Annotated in this window: 19 protein-coding genes; 7 read left to right on the top strand and 12 right to left on the bottom strand. The window is 59.9% G+C overall.

Annotated features, from left to right (window positions below; genetic code table 11):
• Nucleotides 1-14: 14 nt before the first annotated feature.
• Genes U4960_RS01315 through U4960_RS01305 form a run of 3 tightly spaced genes read left to right on the top strand, consistent with a single transcriptional unit; the run spans nucleotide 15 to nucleotide 2349 of the window.
• Entirely contained in the window at nucleotides 15-617 is a 603-nt protein-coding gene (locus U4960_RS01315; RefSeq protein ID WP_324261815.1) for a sugar transferase, read from the top strand.
• Nucleotides 614-1246 (top strand): acetyltransferase, encoded by a 633-nt coding sequence (locus U4960_RS01310; protein ID WP_324261814.1) that lies wholly within the window; start codon nucleotides 614-616, stop codon nucleotides 1244-1246. Before U4960_RS01315 ends, U4960_RS01310 begins: the two co-directional genes overlap by 4 nt.
• Nucleotides 1243-2349, top strand: a complete 1107-nt coding sequence (locus U4960_RS01305) for a glycosyltransferase family 4 protein (RefSeq protein ID WP_324261813.1) — start codon at nucleotides 1243-1245, stop codon at nucleotides 2347-2349. The genes U4960_RS01310 and U4960_RS01305 overlap by 4 nt, the downstream gene beginning before the upstream one ends.
• Before the next feature lie 2 nt (nucleotides 2350-2351).
• On the opposite strand, the gene U4960_RS01300 is transcribed toward U4960_RS01305, so the two are convergent.
• The 12 genes from U4960_RS01300 to mnmA all read right to left on the bottom strand — a co-directional run bounded on the left by U4960_RS01300 (nucleotide 2352) and on the right by mnmA (nucleotide 17494).
• Nucleotides 2352-3872: a lipid II flippase MurJ gene (locus U4960_RS01300; protein ID WP_324261812.1), complete on the bottom strand. Its 1521-nt coding sequence runs from the start codon at nucleotides 3870-3872 to the stop codon at nucleotides 2352-2354.
• Between the two features lie 10 nt (nucleotides 3873-3882).
• Complete coding sequence (locus U4960_RS01295) at nucleotides 3883-5142, bottom strand: hypothetical protein (RefSeq protein WP_324261811.1); 1260 nt, start codon at nucleotides 5140-5142, stop codon at nucleotides 3883-3885.
• 101 nt (nucleotides 5143-5243) lie between these two features.
• Nucleotides 5244-5744, bottom strand: coding sequence for an acyltransferase (locus U4960_RS01290; protein ID WP_324261810.1), 501 nt, complete (start codon nucleotides 5742-5744; stop codon nucleotides 5244-5246).
• A gap of 41 nt (nucleotides 5745-5785) precedes the next feature.
• The gene (locus U4960_RS01285) at nucleotides 5786-7000 is read right to left on the bottom strand and encodes a glycosyltransferase (RefSeq protein WP_324261809.1); all 1215 of its coding nucleotides are present in this window, start codon (nucleotides 6998-7000) and stop codon (nucleotides 5786-5788) included.
• Between the two features lie 117 nt (nucleotides 7001-7117).
• Nucleotides 7118-8281: a non-hydrolyzing UDP-N-acetylglucosamine 2-epimerase gene (wecB, locus tag U4960_RS01280; protein ID WP_324261808.1), complete on the bottom strand. Its 1164-nt coding sequence runs from the start codon at nucleotides 8279-8281 to the stop codon at nucleotides 7118-7120.
• Complete coding sequence (locus U4960_RS01275; protein WP_324261807.1) at nucleotides 8281-9408, bottom strand: NAD-dependent epimerase/dehydratase family protein; 1128 nt, start codon at nucleotides 9406-9408, stop codon at nucleotides 8281-8283. Before U4960_RS01275 ends, wecB begins: the two co-directional genes overlap by 1 nt.
• A complete protein-coding gene (locus U4960_RS01270) occupies nucleotides 9408-10445 on the bottom strand; it encodes an SDR family NAD(P)-dependent oxidoreductase (RefSeq protein ID WP_324261806.1) in 1038 nt (345 codons plus the stop codon). Before U4960_RS01270 ends, U4960_RS01275 begins: the two co-directional genes overlap by 1 nt.
• 204 nt (nucleotides 10446-10649) lie before the next feature.
• Nucleotides 10650-11675 carry a hypothetical protein gene (locus tag U4960_RS01265; protein ID WP_324261805.1) on the bottom strand — a complete coding sequence of 342 codons (1026 nt, stop codon included), beginning with the start codon at nucleotides 11673-11675 and terminating at the stop codon, nucleotides 10650-10652.
• A gap of 155 nt (nucleotides 11676-11830) precedes the next feature.
• Nucleotides 11831-13996, bottom strand: coding sequence for a GumC family protein (locus tag U4960_RS01260; protein WP_324261804.1), 2166 nt, complete (start codon nucleotides 13994-13996; stop codon nucleotides 11831-11833).
• Between the two features lie 14 nt (nucleotides 13997-14010).
• The gene (locus tag U4960_RS01255; protein WP_324261803.1) at nucleotides 14011-14718 is read right to left on the bottom strand and encodes a polysaccharide biosynthesis/export family protein; all 708 of its coding nucleotides are present in this window, start codon (nucleotides 14716-14718) and stop codon (nucleotides 14011-14013) included.
• A 60-nt stretch (nucleotides 14719-14778) separates the two neighbouring features.
• The gene (locus tag U4960_RS01250) at nucleotides 14779-16188 is read right to left on the bottom strand and encodes an O-antigen ligase family protein (RefSeq protein WP_324261802.1); all 1410 of its coding nucleotides are present in this window, start codon (nucleotides 16186-16188) and stop codon (nucleotides 14779-14781) included.
• Nucleotides 16189-16327: 139 nt separating this feature from the next.
• Nucleotides 16328-17494 carry a tRNA 2-thiouridine(34) synthase MnmA gene (gene mnmA, locus U4960_RS01245; protein WP_416379087.1) on the bottom strand — a complete coding sequence of 389 codons (1167 nt, stop codon included), beginning with the start codon at nucleotides 17492-17494 and terminating at the stop codon, nucleotides 16328-16330.
• Nucleotides 17495-17935: 441 nt separating this feature from the next.
• Between mnmA and U4960_RS01240 the strand changes: the two genes are divergently transcribed.
• The 4 genes from U4960_RS01240 to U4960_RS01225 all read left to right on the top strand — a co-directional run bounded on the left by U4960_RS01240 (nucleotide 17936) and on the right by U4960_RS01225 (nucleotide 23532).
• The gene (locus U4960_RS01240) at nucleotides 17936-18235 is read left to right on the top strand and encodes a DUF1153 domain-containing protein (RefSeq protein ID WP_324261801.1); all 300 of its coding nucleotides are present in this window, start codon (nucleotides 17936-17938) and stop codon (nucleotides 18233-18235) included.
• 139 nt (nucleotides 18236-18374) lie between these two features.
• Complete coding sequence (locus U4960_RS01235; protein WP_324261800.1) at nucleotides 18375-18641, top strand: GlsB/YeaQ/YmgE family stress response membrane protein; 267 nt, start codon at nucleotides 18375-18377, stop codon at nucleotides 18639-18641.
• Nucleotides 18642-18837: 196 nt separating this feature from the next.
• A complete protein-coding gene (locus tag U4960_RS01230; protein WP_324261799.1) occupies nucleotides 18838-20034 on the top strand; it encodes an efflux RND transporter periplasmic adaptor subunit in 1197 nt (398 codons plus the stop codon).
• A 6-nt stretch (nucleotides 20035-20040) separates the two neighbouring features.
• A complete protein-coding gene (locus tag U4960_RS01225) occupies nucleotides 20041-23532 on the top strand; it encodes an efflux RND transporter permease subunit (RefSeq protein WP_324261798.1) in 3492 nt (1163 codons plus the stop codon).
• The last annotated feature ends 20 nt before the right edge of the window (nucleotides 23533-23552 follow it).

The raw sequence follows: 23552 nt of genomic DNA, 5'->3' as shown, positions 1-23552 counted from the left end.
GGTGGGGCAGCATTGTGAAACGCCTCTTCGATCTCGTGCTGGCCGGCGTACTGCTTGTGGTGCTCGCTCCGGTTTTGCTGGGGACGGCGGTGCTCGTCCGGGTCAAGCTTGGATCGCCCGTGCTGTTCCGCCAGCAACGGCCGGGAATGCACGGCAAGCCCTTCGAGATCCTCAAATTTCGCACGATGACGGATGCGCGTGGGCCTGACGGATCGCTGCTGCCCGATGCGGAGCGGCTGACCCGGTTCGGCCGGTTCCTGCGTGCCAGCAGTCTCGATGAACTGCCCGAGCTGATCAACATCCTGCGCGGCGAGATGAGCTTCGTCGGCCCGCGCCCGCTCCTGATGGAATACCTGCCGCTCTATGCCCCGGAGCAGGCCCGCCGCCACGAGGTGCGGCCGGGGGTAACCGGCTGGGCGCAGGTTAACGGCCGCAATGCGATCAGCTGGGAACAGAAGTTTGCCTTTGACATCGACTATGTCGAGCGGCGCTCAATGGCGCTCGACCTGAAAATACTCGCAATGACCGCGCTCAAGGTGTTGCAGCGCGACGGGATCAGCGCGGCCGGTGAGGCCACCATGCCCCGGTTCGAGGGCACCAAGGGAGAGAACAGATGATCATAGGAATTTACGGGGCCAGCGGTTTTGGACGGGAAGTCCTGCCGCTTGCTCGACGGATGGCCTCACCGGGTACTCGCATGGTCTTTATCGACGATATGGCCCGCGGGACCTTGGCGAACGGCGAGGCGGTGTTCGGTTGGGACGACTTCCTGACGCTGGACGGTGAGAAGTCGGTAGCTATCGCTATCGCTAATTCGCATACGCGGCAGAAGCTCGACCGTCGCTGCGCTGAGTCCGGAATTCCGACGCCGAGCCTGATCGACCCTTCGGTACTGGTCGGCGATGGTAACCAGATAGCTGAAGGGGCAATCCTCTGCGGTTACGTTCAGGTCACGTCTAATGCCAGCATTGGCCGGCATTTCCACGCCAACATCTATTCCTATGTAGCCCATGATTGCGTGATTGGCGACTATGTGACCTTTGCGCCCGGTGTGCATTGCAACGGCAATGTGTATGTGCATGACCATGCCTACATTGGAACCGGCGCAATTCTGCGTCAGGGAGCACCCGACAAGCCACTGACCATCGGCGCAGGCGCGATCATCGGCATGGGAGCAGTGGTGACGAAGGATGTGCCAGCAGGCGAAACCTGGGTCGGCAATCCGGCGCGTCCGTTAAAACGATGATCGTCCTCCTCAATGGCTCCTATGCCCCCTCGCTGATCAGGTTCCGGGGCCCATTCATCCAGGCGATGATTGCGCGCGGTCACAGTGTCCATTGCACCGCACCCGATGTGCCGCCCGCCGTGGCGGGGCAGCTATCGCAGTGGGGTGCGACGGTCCATGAGTTGCCACTCTCGCGCACCGGGCTCGGGCTCGGTGGACAGGCGGCCTATTTCCTCGCGCTCAGGCGGCTGATGCAGCGCGTCCGGCCCGACCTGGTGATCGGCTACACCATCAAACCCAATGTCTTCGGCTCGCTCGCCGCGCGCTCGCTCGGCATCCGCAGCGTCTCGATGGTGACCGGTCTCGGCTTTGCCTTCTACGACAGCGGCACTTTCGTGCAGAAGCAGGCGATGCGGCTATCGCGGCTGCTCTATCGGCTGGCGACGGATGCGAACGAGCAGGTGATCTTCCAGAACGGCGACGACGTGGCCGACATGGTTGCAGCCGGATGTTTGGCCGATCCGGGCAAGGCCCGGATGGTCAACGGATCGGGGGTCGACCTTGCCCATTATTCCTCTGCGCCGCTGCCCGATGCTCCGGTCTTCCTGATGATTGCCCGCCTGTTGGTGGCCAAGGGGGTGCGGGAATATGCCGCCGCCGCGCTGTCATTGAAGCGGCGCTACCCCAACTGGCGCTTCCTGCTGGTGGGTTTTCTCGACCAGGGTCCCGATGGCGTTTCGGCAGCCGAACTGGCCCGCTGTCAGGAGGGCGGCATCGAGTTTCTTGGCGAGCTGGACGATATCCGCCCGGCCATGCGGCAAGCCAGCGCCTATGTCCTGCCTTCGTACCGTGAAGGGACGCCGCGTAGCGTGCTTGAAGCCATGGCCATGGGCCGGCCCGTCATCACCACCAACGCTCCGGGCTGCCGCGAGACTGTGGTGCAGGACCATAACGGGCTGCTTGTGCCTGTGCGGGATGCCAAAGCGCTGGAGGCAGCGATGGAGCGGCTCGGCAGTGATGGCGGCCTTCGCAGCCGTTACGGGGCGGCCTCGCTCGCGCTGGCGCGGGAGAAATTCGCGGTTGACTCAGTAAACGCGGCATTGATGGAGCACATGGGGCTGTAATGCTACATATTCGAGGCATTCGGCGCTGTGCCCCGCATTTTCTGCACGAACCGCGGCGGTGACATTCCGCAAATGAGTAACAACAGGATCAACAGCAGGGCATAAATGGCCATAATCGCCATACTCCCGGCGATCAGCCGGATCGGCAGTGCCAAATATGCCAGAGCCTCGGCCAGCGCAGACCCGACCATAAAGGCGCCAGCTGCGGCTCCACACGCCGATATAAAGTAGGTTGCGATATCGCGACTAAGAAGGTGAGGTTTCCAGAGCAGGATCAATATGATTTGCCCTGCGAAAAAGAAGGCAGCCGAAATTGAAGAACCGGCTGCAATCCCAAATATGCCGAACTGACGCGAGAGAAATATACTGCTGCCGATATTTACCGAAACAGCGGACAATCCGATTATTAATGGATAAGAGGTTTTCTGATAGGAGAAGAATAGTCTATTTAAAAGCTCGCGCATCGAGATAAATATTATCCCCAAACCTAGCAGGCCGAATAAACCGGCCGTCACTGTCACGTTGTCGGTGCTGAAAGCCCCCCGCGCATAAATGAGGGAGATGATGTCGCTGCGCATGGCCATGGCCGCTGCCGCGACAGGCGCGGTAACCGTAAGGATCATACCCAGCGCGCGTGCCAGAAGCCGTGCATTTGCCGCATCTTCGCCTTTGCTAGCATGAGAGGCAAGTGCCGGAAAAAAGAGATAGGAAACCAGAAATGAGAACACCCCTGCCACGAGCAATGTCAGCCGACTGGCATAATTCAGCTGCGATATAGCGCCGGTTCCAAAACCGGATGCCAGGGCGTTCGCCACCAGGAGGTTAACCTGATCGAGCACTACCGCTAGCAGTACCGGTCCGGACAAGAGCGAAAGTCGCTTCCAAACATCGGCTGATACGCGCCAACTCCACTCGGTGCGATAGAACCGCCGCGTCTGAGTGCGTTGGATCACTGCTTGCACCAGATATGCGCTCACCGCACCTATCACTGCGATGGTTACGTCGCTCCACAGCCACGCGAGCACGACTGCGCCAGTGGCGATGGCATTGTTGATGACCGGCACGGCGAGTGGTGGCAAGAAGCTGCGGTGGGCCTGCTGAATGGCGCTCTGAACGCCCACGTACCCGGTCAATACAAATCCGAGCACCATGATCCGGGTAAGCTGGGTCGCCAGATCGCGGGTCGGCTGGTCAGCCGCTGGCGCGATCAGCAGAACCAGCCATTCTGCTGCCAGCCAGCACATCGCGGCGAGAACCACGGCAGCATAGGCATAAAAGCGGACCGTCTGGTTGGCCAATCGAGCAGCAGCGGCCGGGTTAGCCATCGCCTGCACATATTGTGGCAAGAATACTGCGACGATCGTGCCGTAAATAGATAACCAAACGATGCCGGGCAGCTGGTTAGCGATAAAATATGCGTCGGAGTCTACACCTGCGCCAAATGCTCCGGCAAAGATGACGTCCTTGATCACGGCCGTCAGCTTAGCGGCAATGGTCAACAGCAGGATCCAGATCGAGATCATGACGCTGTTATCACGTTGCCGTGGCATGCCTATTGGTCTGAAAGGGACGATTGGATCGGCCGATAGGGTTGGGCAAAAAACTGCGGCCAGCGTTCGCTAGATAGAGAAATACTACCATTAACAATGTAAATAGCTGACCAGGTGAATGCAGCAACTGGTTGTTGGCTGGCATAAAGAACATGCCCATGGTTAACAGCGCAAAGAGCAAAATCGCGAAGGGATTCTGAAAACGCACTGCTGTCAGCCAGCAACGGGCATAGGCAAACGCGAAGATTCCGAATAGGACCACCGTCCCGGGCCACGTAAAATCCGTGGCGAAATGGGTAAACACCGTGTGCCACTTAGTTTCGTCCCAGCCGGTTTCCAGCCCGGTGCGGTGCAGCAGCGTATTGGGCCATTGCCATTCAAAGCCCAAAAATCGGCTGACAAGGACCGACAGCGAATAGGAAAAACCGCTGAACCGGGTCCAGACCCAGTCCGTCTGCATCGCCAGCCCCAGCCCGTAATATCCCTGCGACAGATAGGTGCTGAACAGAGCGAGGCTCAGCCCATGATCCGGGCCGAACAACTTGAAGACAAGATGATCCTGATCGAACGCTACACGGTATAGAATGCGCTGGTTGATGTTGCCGGCATCCACCCCCAGCGCCGCGTACCGCTGCCCAAGGACGATGACGAATAGCATCACTGCGAGCAGCCCCGCAAAAATCGAGGCAAAGATCATCTTGAAGTCTATCCGGCGCGCCCGGATAGCGTATTTTATCATCAAGACCGCACTGAGATATATCAGCAGATCTCCCACTTGCTTTTGCTTTCCCGAAAAAAGTACATGAAATAATAGATTCGAGAAAATAAGCAAAACAACCAACCCGGCCCTTTTCCAGCCGAGCGTTCTGAAATAATAAATCCCCCAAATGGACGAAATGAAAGTGAAAGGTAATGTCAACGAGTAAATAATGAAATAAGCTGAGTAGTTTCCTGTATTACGTTCATAGCCCTCATATCCAGCTGTATAAGCCTCCCCCAATCCGGAAAAGCTCAGGTTGGCAGCACCTGATAGAAGCGCCTCGATGATGGAGACTATGATCGCAATCAGTGCGATGGCCAGCGACAGATCGAAAAGCTTGCGGACGATTGACGATGTGCGGCGGGGGTCGCCGCGCGGCACTGGCCCGCCATGGGAACCTATCGAATATCCAATCACGATCGCCGCACTGACCGCTAGCAGGAATGTCGCAGTCAGTCCGATCGGCATGTCGAGATAGTCCACCGGCCCGAACACAACCAAGGCGAAGGTAGCTGCTAAATATGCGATTGTGATCTTGAGAGGGGTGTAGGTGCCAAACGTCGCCAATTGAGCCGGAGGCCTCGTCACTGATCGTCGCCAATGCCAAAGATGCGCTTGTACTCCCGGTGTTTCCGGTCTCCGTCCATGTGACCAATACCCAGTGACCGAGTCCTCGCTGCTGCCAGGTATTCAGCGGTCGATCTGATGGCGCGGGCGGGGTTCCCACCCACAATCGTGCCTTCCGGCACGTCTTTGGTGACAACGGCGTTTGCGGCCACAATGCAGTTATTACCGATTGTTACCCCACGCATGATCAATGCGCCTGTCCCGATGAAACAGTTGGCCTCGACGGTAATCGGAGCAGCAAGGTCAAGGGTGGGCTCGACCCGGCGGAAAGGCAATACGCCGCCATCATGACAGATAAATCGGGCACCGATGCTGATGAACACGTTGTCGTGCAGGGTCACAAGATAAGGCTCTGTGCTGAACATATCATAGCTGCTCCCGTATATCGTAACGTGGCCCAGCATACGCACACCGATGGACTGCGCATACCCTACCGGATCGAGCTTGGCGTGCAGCATACGATACGGCGCAAGCAGGGCGTTCTTTAACCGATACGGGGTCATGTTCTCGGCGCTACCCCGATTGATTGAAGGAAGGTCTGCATGGCGGGCTCGAATGTGGACGCCTGGAACACCGCACTCGTGCGGCAATACTGCTTCATCGCGTCGATCGCAACCCGATCCATCGTCAGCACGCGTCGCAATGCCTCGACTGCCTCGGCTCCATTGCGCGGGTCGATGGAGAAGCCTGTCTGGCCCTCGACATGATAGGCTCTGACACTGGGCAGAGCATTGATGATACACGGCGTTCCATAAGTAATTGATTCGGAGTACTTCGTTGGAAAGCCTGCCAATGTCACGCGGCTTTCATGCCGCAGCACGAACGAGAATGCTGATGCGGCAAGCAGCTCCAGCACATCTGATCGGGGTAGTCGGCCCATCATCTCCACGCGCGGGCCCAACCGGTCCAGCACCGCTACATGGTGCGGGAAGAGAAGCAGGTAAGCGTCACGATCAACCCCGATGATACGCAAACGAAAGTCTACACCCCGCGCGGCTACCGCATCAAGCAGGTCAATAATCCAGTCGATCCGGTCATGAATATCAGACGGACGCTTCGCGGCACCGAAGCCAGATGCAATTGCGGCCAGTGGTAGCGGTCCTCCGGGCGGAAGGGGAGCAGGAGATCCATCTGGCGGCGGTTCGATCAGGGTGGGGATCTCGATGATCGGCTGGCCAGCGCCAGCATAGTGCCGGCTGATGAAAGGTGCCGTGGTGATCAGGCCATCCATCCGCCGGTTGACGGCGTGCATCCGTAAGCCGACGTCTATATTCTTCACAGCGTTGGCAGGGCTGGTCCAGGGTCGGCGGGCATACCATTCCGTGCAATCGGCCAAAGCGGCCGCGCCCCAACCGCGCGCTAGTCGAGCAATTCTCGCCTGCGCTACCGCCGGATGGTTGTAGCAAATCACCGCGGCCACATTGTCAGGAGCGGCGACGCCTTGCTCCACGGCACGGGTTAACGGCCAGACCGCAGAAATGGCATCAAACCACTCTCTCTGAGCAAGCGGATAGCCGATTTCCCACGCATCAACTCCGGCGACGGTGCAATGCGCTGGATAGAGCCGGCGATCATAGGGGCGCTGGCGGCTCACTCCTATTAAGACCACACGGTAACCGAGAGACTGCAGAATTTTGGCGTTGTTCGCTACGCGTTGCGCAGCCGCGTTGCGATCCGGCAGCTCGAACCCACCGACGTAGATAATTGTCCTCACGTGCCAATCCCGTCGCAAACAGTCCAACCCCGCTTTTCTCCAACTACAGTGGACTCACCCGATTCCGCTCTCAATAACTAAATAATAGCTCGTGGGATCCGTATATACAGCGCACGATCAAGATGATCTCGCCATGTCATTCGCCCGTATCCCGTCCCAACTGTTTGAAAGACGAGCTGTGCCCAGTATCAAACTTACCACCCTTTCGGACGTGTTGGTGATTGTATAGTCGGCCGGAACGGGGTGGGGCCTACCGTAAGCGAGACGTTCGGCGAACATGCTGGTAACTGCGTCAACGGCTGACAGGATTGTATTCGAATCAACTCCAGTGATGATTAGGCATCCAACATCGAGTCCTTCCGGCCGTTCAATGGCGTCGCGCGGAGAAATCGCGGGGAAGCCAAGCATCGAGCTTTCCTCGGCTATGGTCCCGCTGTCCGAAACCGCGCAAAAACAATTCTGCTGGAGAGCGTTGTAGTCGTGAAACCCAAAGGGGATCATGTACTGGACTCGCGGATCAATCGTGGTGGCGTGCAGTGCCTCAAGTCGCTTGCGTGTGCGAGGATGAGTCGACACAATCACGGGCATATCATGCGTCGCCGCAAGTCTGTTGAGGGCGTCGAGCAGCTCGCGCAATCGCCATTCATGATCGACATTTTCCTCACGATGTAGCGAGACGATAAAATATTCACGGGCTGATAAGCCCAAACGTTGCAGGACGTCAGAAGCTGCAATTTGGTCTTTATAGTAATCGAGTACCTCGCGGATTGGGGATCCTGTGAGGTAGATGCGGCGGTGCGGCACGCCTTCTGATAACAGGTGGCGGCGTGCATGTTCGGTATAAACCAGATTGAAATCGGCGATGTGATCGACCAGTTTCCGATTCGTTTCCTCCGGGACGTTGCGATCAAATGAACGATTCCCAGCCTCCATGTGATAGACTGGCACTTTCATGCGACGTGCCATGATCGCCGAAATGGCTGAGTTGGTATCGCCAAGAACCAGCACCGCATCTGGCTTTTCGATAGCGAGAACTTTTTCACATTCGGTCAGGATCTTTCCGAGCGTTTCACCTAGTGTACCACCACCGGTACCCAAAAAATGGTCAGGCTGGCGAACGCCGAGATCATCGAAAAACAACTCGTTCAGCTCGAAATCCCAATTCTGGCCGGTATGAACGATGACATGGTCAGTAAAGACATCCAGACGCGCCATCACTCGGGAAAGCCTGATAATCTCGGGCCGAGTGCCTAGAATGGTCATGATCTTAAGACGAGCCATCAAATTGCTCCGAGGACTGGGTCAGCGTACGTGTCTGGCAATTCGGGATCAAATACCGCATTCGTCCAAAAAAGCGTCAAGAGCTCTTTGTCGCCGACGTTTTCGATGCTGTGGGTGTGCAGCGTTGGCATGTCTATCGCTACGGGCAGTTGACCGCTAACCCGGCATTGCCACACGCAATCTCCAAGAACGGGGCGGATGCGAATTATCGCATCACCCTCTACAACAAGGAATCGTTCGACCTTGTCCAGATGGAAGTGATTGCCTCGCGTGATGCCTGGATAGGTCCAACTTAGAAAGGTTTGCCCACCACCCCCTCCCTTGGCTGCTTCGAACAATGTACCCCGCGTGTCGCTGTTCAGCTTCAGCTGCATTGGGTAACAGCTCGGAAAGAGCGCTGCACGGTAACTGTTAAAGAGAGCCAGATCGAAGGGATCGTCCAGATCGGGAAAGAGCCCGCCTGAATAGCTATTGTGAAATTTCAAAATGCGGGACCAGAGTTGAGATACGGACATTGGACGGCCGGTTGGCACAAGCCGGCCTGTCTTTTGCTCAGCGATCGCATCAATGGCCATCTGGGCCGCCGCACCAGCGTGCATCAAATCGACCTGGCCGTCCGAATTGATTGCTGGAGGGTCCCCGGCGATTGCCCGAGAAATGAATGTCGCTGTGACAGTGTTGTAGTCCGGCCGCGCCCCTTCTCCGAAGATATGGGGGAGCACAAGATCCGTGAACGGTCCGCCGCCGCGGGCTAGAATCGCGCCGGCAATTCGCTTTGAATTGCCATATACGGTGTCGTTGGCGGCGTGAGTGGAATTCGCATACACAATGTGCGGTCTCACTCCGACCTGTTCGCAAGTCTCTATAAGGCGTGTTGCCATCGCGGGATTGGCATTAGCCACCTCAGCTTCGCTCGCACGATTAACTCCGGCAAAATGGAGCACGGCATCGGCGCTCGCCAAGGCTGACGTGAGATGCGCATCGTTTTGGAACTGCGCGCGATCTAGTGGGATCAATACGTATGGCTCGGGTAGCTTGTTAAATCGTGCGGCGCAATTTGCAGCATGCAGGCGCACAGCGGCATGGTGCCCAAGAAGCCCGCTCGCACCTGTAATGACGACCTTCATCAATTAAAATCCTTCCAAGAGGCAAGCTCAGATCTGACTTCCTCTAATGACATGAGCAAATCCTTTACACCGGAAACGTCAAGTTGATTTGTATTATGTGAATGATAGTCCTCAAATCGGGCTGTATATTCGGTACCTTCACTAATGTATGCAGCATAATTTAAATCACGACGGTCCATGCGTATGCGAAAGTAATCTCCAAGATCATCGCTTTGTGCCAACTCTTGGGCGCTGGCGAGCGTTTCATAGAGTTTTTCAGCGTGGCGCCAACCGATCAGTTTGATCGGATGATCGGGTACTCGGAAAAGTTGTACCATCGCTGTCGCCAGATCGGCAACCGTTGAGGCCGATGCCTTCTTGATGAAGAGATCGCCTTGCTCGGCATTCGAGAACGCGAAACGCACCAGTGCGACGCTGTCACGCAGCGGCATTAAGAACCGCGACATAGTGGGTTCAGTAATGGTAATTGGCTGGCTTGCCTTGATTTGTCTGATGAACAGAGGAATGACCGACCCGCGCGAACACATGACATTGCCGTATCTCACGCAGCTGATGGTCGTCGCCCCATCGGGTCCTATTTCCCGGGCCGCAGCTTGCGCCAGCTTCTCCATCATCGCCTTCGACACGCCCATGGCATTAATTGGGTGGACAGCCTTATCAGTCGAGAGGCATACGAGACTTTGAACTCCGTTTTCAATCGCTGTACGAATGACATTTTCTGAACCAACGATGTTGGTGCGGACTGCCTCCAAGGGGAAAAACTCGCAGCTTGGCACCTGCTTCAATGCCGCTGCATGAAAAATCGCATCTACGCCGCGCGTTGCACGGTCAATGCTTTCGCGGTCTCTTACATCTCCGATGAAAAATTTCGCCCTTGGGTCGCTCAATTCACTTCTCAACGTATCTTGCTTCTCTTCGTCTCTGCTGAATATACGGACCTCCTCAATTTCGCCTGCTAGAAGTTCACGAACCATCGTCTTCCCAAAGGATCCTGTGCCGCCGGTTATCAAAACTCGTTTTATACTGCGGTCGATCATTGAGCTAACTCCATTCCTGCGCAAAGACGTTAATTGCGGATTTGTTCATTGTGTCGTTCGAGAGTCGCATTCAAGGAAGCGAATTTTATGGCGAGGCTGTTTTAAAGTAAAAAATACCTCGGATGAGCGCAAGCTTGCCAAAAGCTGGGCGAACATCGAATTCATCAATTAAATCCCATTCGAATTGCGGATCCGAAACGAATTTTAAATCGAAACAGGTTTAATATCAAAAACCGATATTTCGCCATGGACGGGAGATTCAAATGAGAAAACTCGCCCCGTGATTTTGAGTACTATAAACCTACACTCTTTCGCGCGCGATGGGAGGTTCCAATTTATAGTTCTTGCTTCAAGTGTTTCATTTATTAGCAAATCTCCGTTCTGGGCGCATTCGGCGGACACACGAAAGTTGCGTAGTTGCGAACTTGGAGCGATATTATGAGAGACTTGTAAAGACAGTGATTTACCATTCGAGTGGAATGTTCGCTGTGCTAAAATTCCGCCGTACCCTGGGAGGATGGAAATTTGGAGGTCCATCAAGGAAATGCTCGGTTGCACACGAATGCCAGTTGAATCGGCGTAGCGCCAATCGAAAGGAGGCATTTGTTGGTTCCACCGGCGGGCCGTATGATCTATCGGTTGTTCTCTCCTACTGCTGTGTGCCCGACGATAAACAGACCAAGCCTCATCCAATGAGCCAGCCCTCGCAAGACTTCCAACAAGAATAATATCGAACCTCTCAGTGGTATTCTCGATTTTGGGATAGAGTGCTGCTAATCCCAATAGGGCATTTGGTTGATTAACTGCATGGTCGAGAAAGCGCTGATGCCAGGGCGCGCTGCCATCAAGCACTTCGGCCAGCTCATCGACGCCGTCGAAATCGGCCAAGGCGTTGACGAGAATAGGAAAAAAATCTGCCTCGTGTGCCGGGTGAACACGAAGGATCCGATCCAGCGTCGCCGTCGTCGCTCCGACGTCACGATTGGCGAGATGCTCCTGCAATACCAGCCCCTGCAGCAAAATTTCCCGGCGGTTCATTTGCTCCGCCTTGAGCAGGATCTGCGCCCTTGCAGGCCCCTCTGCGGCGGCCATGGCGAGTATGGCGCGGGACCGCGGCATCAGCGGTGCGCAACGCAGTGCAACTTTTGCCAAAGGCGCAGCCCGTCTCGTCGGCGTAGTCAGTTCAGTCGGTTGGGAAATGCTGGCCTGAAACGTGGCAAAAGCCAGCAAGTCCTTCGCTTCGCAGCTGAAAGGAGATACGGCCTGGGCAAGGACCGGGTTCGACCGTGAGGCGACTGAACCTGTTGTGATCGCTCCAACAATTGCCGAGACAAGCAGGCTGATGACAACGGCAGCCCCCAGTCGCCCGGGCCGAGCAACGCGCATTAGGGCTCGCCGTCGCTCTTGGCTGGCTGACCGTAACCGTAGCCATAACCATAGCCGTAACCGTAGCCGTAATCCGAGCTGCTTTCGTCAAGCTTCGTGACCAGGGCGCCGAACACCTTGGCACCGGACCGCTGAAGGCGGCGGATCGCTGTCTCGATGGCCCGGAGTTTGACCCGCTTCGCTTCGATCACGAACACAACCCCGGCGACAGATCTGCCAAGTTCAGGTGCGTCAGCCAGTGAAAGCATCGGTGGGCCGTCGACGATAATCTGGTCATAGACTTCGAGGGCAGCACGGATGATTGCAGGCATGCTCTCGCTTGCGAGCAACTCGGCGGGGTTGGGTGGTTTGTGGCCAGACAGGAGTACGTCGAACCCGAGGGTGGCAACCGGCAGGGTCGAAGTACTGAGCTCGCCGTTACCAGTCAGGAGTGCGGAGAGACCCGTACCCCGATCAGACTTGCCCTGCTCCAGATCGAGGCGGGCCGCGAGCCGTGAATTACGTAAGTCGGCGTCGATCAGCAGCGTTCGTTTGCCGAGTTGCGCAAAACTTGTGGCCAGCGCGATAGAGGTGATGCTCTTCCCTTCGGCGGGTACCGAAGAGGTGATCATCAGCGAACGCGGCGCGCCCTGTGGAGTCAGGAACGACAGGTTCGTTCGGGCGGTGCGGTAGGCTTCGTTCAGTTCCGACCAGCGTATGGTCAGTTCCTTTTCCGGCTCGTCAGTGCCGATGTCCGGAATCAGGCCGAGCAGTGGCAGGCTCAGCCTGCGTTCGACATCGTGCGGATCCCGGAGCGTCTGGCTGAGCGTGCTGCGGATAAACACCATCCCGGCGGCAACCAGTGCCCCGCCAAGCAAAGCCACCAGCAGATTGAGCGGAAGCGATGGGGCATAAGGGCTGGGCGGCAGGCTGGCCTCGTCGATCAGCTTGATATTGTTCTGGCCGGCGCCGGCGGCTTCGAGTTCTTTGTAGCGCTGCAACAGCGCGTCGTAGAGTTCGCGATTGGTGTCGACCTCGCGCTTGAGGATGCCGTACTGGATGCTCTGCTGCTGCTGACCAAGGAACCGGTTCTTGGCTTGCTGGACCGCCTGGCGCAGTTGCGCTTCCTTCTGGCGGGCCGCCTGCATGACCGATGACAGATCTCGCGCTCCAAGACTGCGCCCGTCTGCCAGCGCGGAGCGGAGCGAGGCCACTTCGGCCTGCTTTTCCCTCAGCTGGGGATAGCCCGGCCCGAAATTGGTTTGCAGGCGCGCGAGCTCGGCCTCGGCTTCGGCCAGCCGGTTACGCAATGTGCCCCGCCCGTCCTGCTCCGGTATGGCCTGTGCCTGCACTGCCGCTTCGGCGGTGATCCGTTCAGCGGTCGCCTGGGCCAGGGAGGAATTCAGGCTGGTCAGGTCGGTTGCGATCAAGGTCTGGCTGGCCGTAGCGCCCGCGCTGGGCGAATCATTGGTGCGGGTCTCAAGCACCAGAATCTCGTTCGCATTGGCATAGGTGACCAGTTCGCGTTCGGAGACTGCGAGTCGATCCCGCAACTCTGCGATCTGGCGCTCCAGGAACTGGCGCGCTTCGATGTTGGCGCCGAACCGCTTCTCGTAGTTGGCGGCAATGAATTCCTGCGCCCAAAGGTTGGTTATGTCGCGCGAAACCACCGGAGAAGGGCTGGAGAAGCGCATATCGACCAGAGCGGACTGACGCAGCGGTTCGATCACGATGTTTTCGAGCAGGATGCGTTCGATTGCTCGGGCCGACGGCTGAACCTCGGTGTGGAGCTTGAAGGCAGTCAGAAACCGCTCGTCGCGCAGAAGATTCCCCGCTTCAATGACCCTCTTCGCCATGAACTCGGATTCCATGAGTTCATACTGGGTGTTGAGGTACTGGAGTTCCGACACCACCCCTTCGGTTTCGAGCGGATCGATCGCCGTTACGTTGGCCGTTACCTGTGAAATCTCCACCTTGGCGGTCGCGCGGTACAGGTTGGTTGAAAGCAGCGTGACGAGAAGCCCGATCAACAGCGCCAGGCCCATGATTCCGACCAGCCAGTATTTGAGCTGCTTCGCCTCGATCCAGTAACGCTCGAGCACGACGTTCAACTGGTCCCGCTCTTCCTTGCCGAGCAGGCCGGCTCCGGTCGTGTCGACGGTCAGATCTGTAGAGTGCTGGGTCACAGGGGTGTCTCGATTCAGTTGCCGACGCGGTCGATCAGAATGGCCGACGTAGACAGGAGAGGAAGGAACTGCAGCAGCATCTCGATGCGGCGACGGCCCGGGGAATCGCCGACCATCACGATGTCATTGGCGTAGAGGCGGGGATCGGGATAGTTTCCACGCTCGATCGCGCCGAGGTTGTAAACGCCGATATATTTCTGCCCCTGGACCGTCCGCATCACCAGCACGTCGTCCAGCTGCGCATACCGCGTCATCCCGCCTGCCTCGTTGACCGCACGAAGCAGCGTGGTCACGCCGACGGCGGGATAGGAACCCGGCTTCGTCACCTGGCCACCGACCGAAATCGTGGGGGAGGCATAATCCTTCGGTATCACCCTGACCTGCGGGTCAAGCACGAAGCGGCCGCGCAGCCGGTCGGCGATCAGCTGCGATGCGGCGGAGGGCGAAAGGCCGCCGACCGCAACCGTGCCGAGCAGAGGAAACTGGACGTTGCCGTTTGCGTCCGTGAGATAAGAGCCGGTCAAGGTTGGCGCTTCGGACACCGCGATCTCGATCACCTGCTCAGGACCAATGACATAACCGCCCTCACCGACCGGTGCAGGCAGTTCGTCAAGGGTGGTGACCTCAACCGAGCTGGCGGTACCGAACGTCCGGTCCGTTGCGCAACCAGCTGACAGGAGTACTGCTGCCAGCGCCAGAATACCGCGTAGTTCGCGAGCCATGGTGCCCTTTCGAATTGTTATCCTGCGCCTTAAACAATTTTGGTCGCAGGCCAAGTGGTTTCACCCCGCACCACGGTCAGCCGGGCGCACATCGGCCTCTCCCGACCGTCGGCTTTCGGTGGTGAAGGCGACCAGCAACCACACCGCGGCCAGCTGGAAAAGCGGCGTCCGCAAAGGGTAGTCGACGACTGAACTGACCGCCATGATCAGGATCGTCCCGCACCAGAATGCAAGTTCGCTAAAGGCCAACCTGCCGCTTGTGCGGATGCGCCACAGCACCCGGCCCATCCACCCGAGCAAGGCGAGCAGAAGGGCGACGCCCGGCAGGCCGCCCTCAATTACGAGTTGGGCCCAATCGTTGTGCGCCTGGTTGACGTACTGCGGCATGAGAAGGGCGTCGGGTTCGTAAACATGATAGACCTCCTCGAAGCCGCCGAACCCTATTCCGAACAACCAGTGCTCTGCGGCCATGCGCAGCAGGATGGGGGAAAGCTCCCAGCGCAGGTCCTCGAATGCATTGGCCTCCAGCAGGCCTTCGAGGCCCATAGCGCGCTCTAGGCCCAGAAAGAGGAACACGAGGCCGAGCATCCCCAGGGCAAAGCCGGCCAGCAGAAGGCGCGGGTGGCGGGCTATCCAGGGCTGTCGCCGCGCTCTGCCGGATGCGGCCCTCCGCTGGTTCGAGCCGACCCAGACGATCACCAATGCCAGCAGGATCGCCAATCCCGTCAGTGCGATTCCCGCCCTCGATCCCCCGACCAGCACTGTGAGCACGACAACGATGAAGGATGGGGCCAGCAAAGCCCTGAACCACATGGGCAAGGGCATGTCGTGTGGTCCGGAATGCAGCCGCGCAATGGCGAGGAGAGCGATGGCAGAAAGCGCGGCGGCATGGTTCTCGTTGGCAAACAGGCCGGCAGGCATTCCGATCGTGGTGTGGCGATAGAAATAGAAAGCTTCGTTGCCCAGGCCGGTTACCTGGATCAGGCCCATGAGGGCATTTACCACGCCCATTCCGGCCACCATGGCGAGCAGCAGGGTAGTCTTTGCGCGAAGCGCAATGGCCAGCAAAAGCGCCGTCATCGGCACGACCAGGCTCACCCATGCATTCCAGCCCCTGTCAGGCGCCAGGGAGATCGGACGCCACGCGCCGTCAAGCCCGGTCAGCCCATCAAGCTCGGCAACCGACGCACGGCCGGGCAACGCTTGCCAGACAGATGGCGGCAACGGGACGAGCTGGAGCGCCATCCACAGCAGGAGAAGCGCGAGCAGCCCGACCAGCATCCTGGCCTCGCGTACTGCTTCGATCCGCAGGTAGTATATGGCCGGAACGAGGAACAGGGCCACCAGCGGGCGCAGGGCAACGTTCTGGATGGCATCAGGTCGCGAGCTTCCGCCGAGACCGAGAACGACAAGCGCCAGCAGCGCCAGGAGGAGCCAGGCCGGCACGCGGCTGGTGCTGGAGTCCTTCATTTTTTCGGCTTCTTTCTTGTACACTCGGCATCCGGTCAGATGCTGTTGCGGTCTAACCGGCTCGCGCGGCCTTGCCAACCGCCCTGGTGCAAGACGCCAGGCACATGATCACCCGTCCTGAATGTTGGGCGAAGAACCGTCACGGATCGGTCGAGTCGATCCAGCCGCCCCCGACCACGCGTTCGCCGGAATAGATCACTGCAGCTTGCCCGGGCGATACGCCGAATTCCGGCTCGGCGAAAACGATCCGGGTGGCTTGTCCATCGCCCAGTGGGCCATCAAGCTTTATCGGCACCGGCTTGGCGAGGCTGCGGACCTTGGCCGTGAGGCCCGCATCGGGCAGCGGACCTATGCGGTTGGTTTCCGTCAGCCGCGCCGCGCTGACGGCCAGCAGGCGCCTGGGGCCGACCTGTACTTCCGCTCGCTCCGCATCGATGCCGACCACGTAGAGTGGTTCCGGCTGGCCGCCGATTTCCAGCCCCTTGCGCTGGCCCACGGTGAAATGGACAATGCCCTTGTGCTCGCCCAGCACGGCCCCGGTTGCGGCATGCACAATTGAGCCCGCCCTTGCCCCTTCGGGCCGCAGGCGGGTGACGATCCGGGCGTAGTCGCCATCGGGGACAAAGCAGATGTCCTGACTATCCGGCTTGGCCGCGTTGCGCAGCCCGGCGCCTTCTGCCAGCTGGCGGACTTCGGATTTGGGTAGGCCGCCCAGGGGGAAGCGGAGGTATTCCAGCTGGTCTTCGGTCGTGCCGTACAGGAAATAGGACTGATCGCGCGCAGGATCGAGTGCTCGATGAAGTTCCGCTCCGGCCGGATCGCGGACCCGCTGGACATAGTGGCCCGTGGCGAGACAATCTGCGCCCAGCTCGCGCGCCATGCGGAACAGGTCGGTGAACTTCGGCCCCATGTTGCAGCGGATGCAGGGGACTGGTGTGCGACCCGCGAGATATTCATCCGCGAACTGTTCGACCACGTCCTCGCGGAAGGCGCTTTCATGGTCGAAGACATAATGCGCGATCCCGAGCCGGTCTGCCACGGAACGGGCGTCGGCTATGTCGTCTCCGGCGCAGCACGCCCCTTTGCGCCCGGTCGCAGCGCCATAGTCGTAAAGCTGCAGAGTGACGCCGATCACCTCCGCCCCGCTGGCGGCGGCCAGAGCCGCGACGACGGACGAGTCGACCCCGCCCGACATGGCGACGACAATCCGGCATTGGGATGCAGGGCGCGGCAGATCGAACAGTGCGGCAGGGTCGAGGCTGGCTGCGAAGGAATGGTCTGGGGCATTCATGGCGGGGCGGCCCATACACGGCCCGGCCGGTTCCCGCCACCCGCCACCGCAACAGGCCTATGCTCGCCGTCCTTGTATGGCGTTAGGCATTCCTAACCCGGAGTAAACCGGCGCTTTACCCGATCTTGACCTGCAGGGGCCTAAGGCATGTTCCATGATGGAATCCCTTCCGCCGATTTTCGCCCGAGAAGAGGGCGCCCGCGAGGGCGGGCTGCGCGTGCCAGCCTGGTCTGACCTTGCGGCTCGACTCGCCGCTGCGCGTGACCTGCGCGGCACGCTGCAGCCTGAGCGCGGATGTGATGGCGGGAGCTTTGGCCGGTTTGTGTCGGTCGAGCGTGAACCCCTTAACGCAAACGGGCCTTCTGTTAACCCAACCGGTTTAGCCGATGGCAAAGGCGCCGGGCGCAATGTTGCGGCATCAAGCGCTGGCAGTGCGCCGGCCGACCGAGAGATGCGATGATCGAGAACCAGAAAATCCGCCCGGCCCAGGTAATCGGCCCGCTCGGGGAGCCGCTGACGGTGGCTGACCTGCCGCCGCCGAACACCCGCCGTTGGGTCGTGCGTCGCAAGGCCGAGGTCGTCGCTGCCGTGAATGGCGGGCTGCTCACCATCGACGAAGTGCTGGAGCGCTACAACCTGACCCTCGAGGAGTTTGCCTCGTGGCAGCGCGCGGTTGACCGCTCCGGAATGCAGGGCCTCCGGGTGACCCGTATCCAGCACTACCGCGATCTCTACGAGCGCCAGCTCAAGTACTGAGTGTCCCGGTCCTACTCCGACCAGCCAGAAAGAAAGTAAGCCTCCTCCCGCCTTCGTCCGCAAAGTAGCGGGGAACCGTTCCGTCGTACCGCCGTTTCACAGGGCAATCGACAACACGGAATAACAGGAGGACGCTACCATGGGTTGGATTATTGCTATTATCGTCGGCGGGGTTGCCGGCTGGCTTGCGAGCCTGGTCATGAACCGCGACGGTTCGATGGGAATCATCGCCAATATTATCGTCGGCATCGTCGGCGCGCTGATCGGTAACGCCCTGCTGGCGCCGCTGCTTGGCTTCGGCGGAAGCATCCAGACCTTCGATCTCGGCTCGTTCGTAATCGCCATTCTGGGCGCGATTATCCTGCTGGCGATCGTCAACCTCATTCAGCGTGGTCGCGTCCGGTAAGTCCGGAAGATCATGTTGCCTCATGCGGCGGGGTGCTCCATCAGGAGCGCCCCGCCGTTTTGCATTTGGCTTTCGTCGGGCAGAAATGTCATCGGTCGAGCCTGCAATTGCGCTATGGCACTGGCAAGGCTAGGCCTTGCACGCGGTGATATATACCGATAATACACTTCCGGTAACCACAGGGCTGTGCTGCGCGATGAACTACGAAACCACGATCCGGTCCGAAGCTGCCGAAGCATACCGGCCCGATATCAGCCAGTTCGATGATGCCCCTGCCGCAAGCCGCAAGAAGTGGATTGCCATCGGGATTGCCATCCTGTTCGCCGGGGCACTTGCGATGTATTTCCTGGTGGCTGGCGGTGAGAACGGCGCAGTTGGAGCCGGCGACGATGCGAGCCAGCGGCCTGCGATTACCGTCATAGCACCGGGGCAGACCACGATTGCCGGCATGATCACCGCCACCGGAACGCTCGCTGCGCGCCGTGAAATGCCGGTTGGCGTGGTGGGTGAAGGCGGGCGCGTGGTATCTGTCCCCGTCGAGGCTGGCCAGTGGGTCAGCCAGGGGCAGGTGCTGGCCGTGATTGACCGGTCGGTTCAGGTCCAGCAGGCGCAGAGTTCCTCGGCCCAGATCGAAGTCGCGCGTTCGGATGCGCGGCTCGCCCAGGCCAATCTCGACCGCGCGCTGCAGCTGGTCGAGCGCGGGTTCATCTCCAAGGCAGACGTTGATCGCCTGACCGCGACGCGCGATGCCGCTGCCGCGCGGGTGAAGGTGGCCGAAGCGCAATACCGCGAACTCCTCGCCCGCAATGCCCGCCTCAACATCGTTGCCCCGGCTGCCGGGCTCCTGCTGACCCGCGCTGTCGAGCCGGGGCAGACTGTCGGTGCTGGCACGCCGGCCCTGTTTACGATCGCCCGTGGCGGTGAGATGGAATTGCTGGCCGAAGTCGGCGAAGTCGAACTGGCGCAGCTCTCGACCGGAGTTGCGGCAACGATCCGGCCGGTGGGCACGGACAAGGATTTCACCGGCCAGGTCTGGCAGTTGGCTCCGGTTATCGACGCGCAGCGGCGCCAGGGTACGGCGCGTATCGCGCTGCCCTATGCCCCTGAACTGCGGCCCGGCGGATTTGCCACGGCCACGATTTCGAGCGGTACTGTCGTAGCGCCGGTTCTGCCGGAAAGCGCGATCCTGTCGGATGATGAAGGCAGCTTCGTCTACATCGTCGGCAAGGAAAACAAGGTCGAGCGGCGCCGGGTGGAAACAGGTCTGGTCAGCGCCAACGGCATTGCCGTGGTCAAGGGGCTCGCCGGAACCGAGAAGGTCGTCCTGCGGGCCGGCGGGTTCCTCTCGCCGGGCGAGACGATCCGGCCCGTACTTGCCAAGGCGGGGAGCTGATTTCCCATGAACTTCCGTAACATCTCAGCCTGGTCGATCCGCAACCCGATCGTTCCAATCATCCTGTTCCTCGCGCTGACGCTGGCAGGGATCCTGAGTTTTGCGGACATGGAGGTCCAGAACGACCCCGACATCGAATTCCCCGCCGTCTCGGTCAATATTGCCCAGCCGGGGGCCGCGCCGTCGGAAATCGAGAACCAGATCACCCAGCGGGTCGAATCGGCGATCCGCGGGGTCGAAGGGGTGAAGAACATCAATTCGACGGCCCGTGAAGGCTCGTCGAGTACCTTTGTTGAATTCGAAATCGGCAGCGACATCGGGCAGGCGGTCAACGAGGTGAAAGCCGCGATTGATCAGACCCGGGGCGAGCTTCCTGAAGGGATCCTTGAGCCGCAGGTCTCACGGGTGCAGACCTCGTCCGACCCGATCGGTTATTTCGCCGTCACCGCGCCGGACATGACCATCGAACAGCTCAGCTGGTTCATCGACGATTCGGTGGCCAAGCGCCTGCTGACCATTGAAGGCATGGCGGACGTATCGCGCGGCGGCGGGGTCAGCCGCGAGATCCTCGTGACGCTCGATCCGGCCCGGATGCAGTCGTTCGGGGCGACCGCCAGCCAGATCAACGCCGCTCTGCGCCAGGTCAATGTCGATGCCGCCGGCGGGGTTGCCGAAATCGCCGGATCGCGCCAGTCGGTGCGGGTGCTCGGCAACGCCGACACCGCCTTTGCCCTGTCGCAGACCCGGATCTCGCTGGGCGGGGGTCGGACGATCAAACTGGCCGATATCGCCGACGTGCGCGACAGCTACGGCGAAATACGCTCGATGGGCAAGATCAACGGCAAACAGGTCGTCACCTTCGGCATCAGCCGCGCCCGCGGCGCGTCTGACGTTTCGGTCTATGATTCGGCTGTCGCGGAAATGGACGCGATGGCAGAAGAGAACCCGGGTGTGACCTTCACGCCTCTGTTCACTTCGGTCGATTATACCAAGGCGCAATATTCCAGTTCGATGGCAGCCATGGTGGAAGGGGCCATCCTTGCTGTCGTGGTGGTCTTTTTCTTCCTGCGGGACTGGCGCGCGACCATCATCGCGGCGCTCGCCATACCTCTCTCGGCGATCCCCACATTCTGGTTCATGGACCTGCTCGGGTTCACGCTCAACACGCTCTCGCTGCTCGCGCTGGGGCTGGTCGCCGGGGTGCTGGTCGATGATGCCATCGTGGAAATCGAAAACATCGTCAGACACATGCGAATGGGAAAGAGTGCCTATCAGGCCTCGATCGACGCAGCTGACGAAATCGGCCTGCCGGTGGTCGCGACCACCTTCTCGATCGTGGCGGTGTTCCTCCCGGTCGGCCTGATGCCGGGTGTTTCCGGCCAGTTCTTCAAGAATTTCGGGCTTACGGTGGTTGCCTCCGTGCTGATGAGCCTGCTCGTCGCGCGCATGATCACGCCCATGGTCGCGGCCTATTTCCTCAAGGCCAAGGGCCATGCCAGCCACGGCGAAGGGCCGATGATGGACCGCTACGAGCGGCTGTTGCGCTGGACGCTCAACACCGGAACGGCCGATGCCATGCGGGCGCAACTGGAGCCCGTGCGGGGTCGCTGGTGGCACGTGCTGATCGGGACAGTGCTCTTCCTGCTGCTGGGCGCGGTGTTTTTCGGCACAGTGTTCGCCGTGCTGACTGGCCTTGCCAGCGTCGCCGGTCCGGCCGTGGATATCGCCACCTGGAAGGGCATGCTCACGTTCCTGCCCGGGTTCCTGGGCCAGATCATCGGCTTCATACTGGCTTTCGGCCTGATGCTGGCAGCCCTTGGCGTTGCCACTGTTGCAGCATGGTTCGCCACCCGTCTCGTCGCGTTCCTGCTGCGGCTTATTGCGCCGGTTCTCGGACGCCATTTTTCGCAGTGGTTTGCGTACCGCCTGGGTCGGTTCCGCGCCCGGATGCATGACCACCGCAGCTGGATGATGGGTATCGGGCTTGGCTCGCTGGCGCTGACAGTCATGATTGGCGCCTCGCTGCCGGCACAGTTCTTCCCCGACATCAACGGTGACTATACCCAGGTGCGGATCGAAATGGTGCCGGGCACCACGCTGCGGCAAACGGAAGCGGTAGCGGACCAGGTGGCCGCGATTGTCAACCAGCGTCCCGAGGTCGAGGCCGCCCTGCAGCGGGTCAACGAAGGCAACGGGCGCGTGTTCATCACGCTCAAGCGCGATCGTGACATCACCCAGCAGGAATTCGAGCGCGAACTGACGCCTGCCTTCCAGAACATTGCCGATGCGCGGGTTTCGTTCTTCAGTTTCCAGGGCGGTGGCGGCGGCGGGACGGGGCGTCCGGTCTCGGTCATGCTGTCCGGTTCCGATCCGGAACTGCTCAACAGCACGGCGACCACGCTGGCGGAGCAGATGAAGTCCATCAAAGGCGTGGTCGCGCCCCGCGTCGAGGCGGACCAGCGCCGCCCCGAGGTCGTGATTACTCCCCGGCTCGACCTCGCTGCCAGTCTCGGCGTGACCACGGCTGCGCTCAGCCAGACTATCCGCATCGCGACCCTGGGCGACATTGACCAGAACGCCGCCAAGTTCTCCCTGTCCGACCGGCAGATCCCGATCCGGGTGAGGCTGCCCGAATCGGCAAGGCAGGATCTTTCGACCATCCGCAACTTGCCGGTTCCGACTGGGGGCGGGGGCTCTGTGCCGCTGGAACGGGTGGCGGAGATCGACTTCGGTTCCGGCCCGACCCAGATCCAGCGCTACAACCAGAACCGCCGCATCTTCGTCGGGGCTGACCTTGCCCCCGGCGCAGCCAAGGGTGACGTGGACCAGGCGGTGCAGAAGCTGCCGATCATGCAGGACCTGCCATCGGGCGTGACCAACGCACCGTTCGGGGCGGATCAGTGGCAGCAGGAAATGGCGGCAAACTTCCAGATTGCCCTGGTTGCCGGGGTGCTGCTGGTGTTCGCGGTGCTGGTGCTGCTGTACCACCGCTTCGTTTCGCCGCTGGTCAACATGGCCTCGCTGTTCCTGGCCCCGCTTGGCGGACTGATCGCCTTGTGGATGATTGGGCAGCCCATCTCGATGCCGGTGCTGATTGGCACGCTGATGCTGTTCGGGATCGTCTCGAAGAACTCGATCCTGCTGATCGATTTCGCGATCGAGGAAATGCAGCGCGGGACGGAGAAGTTCGCGGCGATCGTCGAGGCCGGGCGCAAGCGTGCGCAGCCTATCGTCATGACCACCGTCGCGATGACTGCCGGTATGGTGCCGACAGCGATTTCCCTCACGGGCGACGGGGCATGGCGTGCGCCGATGGGCACGGTGGTGATTGGCGGGCTGATCCTGTCCACCCTGCTGACCCTGCTGATCGTGCCGGCCGGGTTCAGCCTGGCAGATGGGTTCGAGAAGCGGGTGGGCCCGATGCTGCGCAATCGTTTCCTCACCTATCGTCCCGGTGACGAGAACCGGACGGATGGCGAAGCGTTGCCGGCAGAGTGACGCAACCGGCACCGACCAGA

Origin of the sequence: Altererythrobacter sp. H2, from assembly GCF_035319885.1 — a bacterium.
In the GTDB taxonomy this organism is placed as follows: Bacteria; Pseudomonadota; Alphaproteobacteria; order Sphingomonadales; family Sphingomonadaceae; genus 34-65-8.
The sequence above is the reverse complement of the archived record's forward strand: the minus strand, read 5'-3'. Positions and strand labels throughout refer to the sequence as shown.

Excerpts from the sequence above, each read along its gene's own strand:
- U4960_RS01310 (WP_324261814.1), top strand. The coding sequence starts at position 614 with ATGATCATAGGAATTTACGGGGCCAGCGGTTTTGGACGGGAAGTCCTG.
- U4960_RS01305 (WP_324261813.1), top strand. The coding sequence starts at position 1,243 with ATGATCGTCCTCCTCAATGGCTCCTATGCCCCCTCGCTGATCAGGTTC.
- U4960_RS01300 (WP_324261812.1), bottom strand. The coding sequence starts at position 3,872 with ATGATCTCGATCTGGATCCTGCTGTTGACCATTGCCGCTAAGCTGACG.
- U4960_RS01290 (WP_324261810.1), bottom strand. The coding sequence starts at position 5,744 with ATGCTGCACGCCAAGCTCGATCCGGTAGGGTATGCGCAGTCCATCGGT.
- wecB (WP_324261808.1), bottom strand. The coding sequence starts at position 8,281 with ATGGCTCGTCTTAAGATCATGACCATTCTAGGCACTCGGCCCGAGATT.
- U4960_RS01275 (WP_324261807.1), bottom strand. The coding sequence starts at position 9,408 with ATGAAGGTCGTCATTACAGGTGCGAGCGGGCTTCTTGGGCACCATGCC.
- U4960_RS01270 (WP_324261806.1), bottom strand. The coding sequence starts at position 10,445 with ATGATCGACCGCAGTATAAAACGAGTTTTGATAACCGGCGGCACAGGA.
- U4960_RS01255 (WP_324261803.1), bottom strand. The coding sequence starts at position 14,718 with ATGGCTCGCGAACTACGCGGTATTCTGGCGCTGGCAGCAGTACTCCTG.
- U4960_RS01250 (WP_324261802.1), bottom strand. The coding sequence starts at position 16,188 with ATGAAGGACTCCAGCACCAGCCGCGTGCCGGCCTGGCTCCTCCTGGCG.
- mnmA (WP_416379087.1), bottom strand. The coding sequence starts at position 17,494 with ATGGGCCGCCCCGCCATGAATGCCCCAGACCATTCCTTCGCAGCCAGC.
- U4960_RS01240 (WP_324261801.1), top strand. The coding sequence starts at position 17,936 with ATGATCGAGAACCAGAAAATCCGCCCGGCCCAGGTAATCGGCCCGCTC.
- U4960_RS01235 (WP_324261800.1), top strand. The coding sequence starts at position 18,375 with ATGGGTTGGATTATTGCTATTATCGTCGGCGGGGTTGCCGGCTGGCTT.
- U4960_RS01230 (WP_324261799.1), top strand. The coding sequence starts at position 18,838 with ATGAACTACGAAACCACGATCCGGTCCGAAGCTGCCGAAGCATACCGG.
- U4960_RS01225 (WP_324261798.1), top strand. The coding sequence starts at position 20,041 with ATGAACTTCCGTAACATCTCAGCCTGGTCGATCCGCAACCCGATCGTT.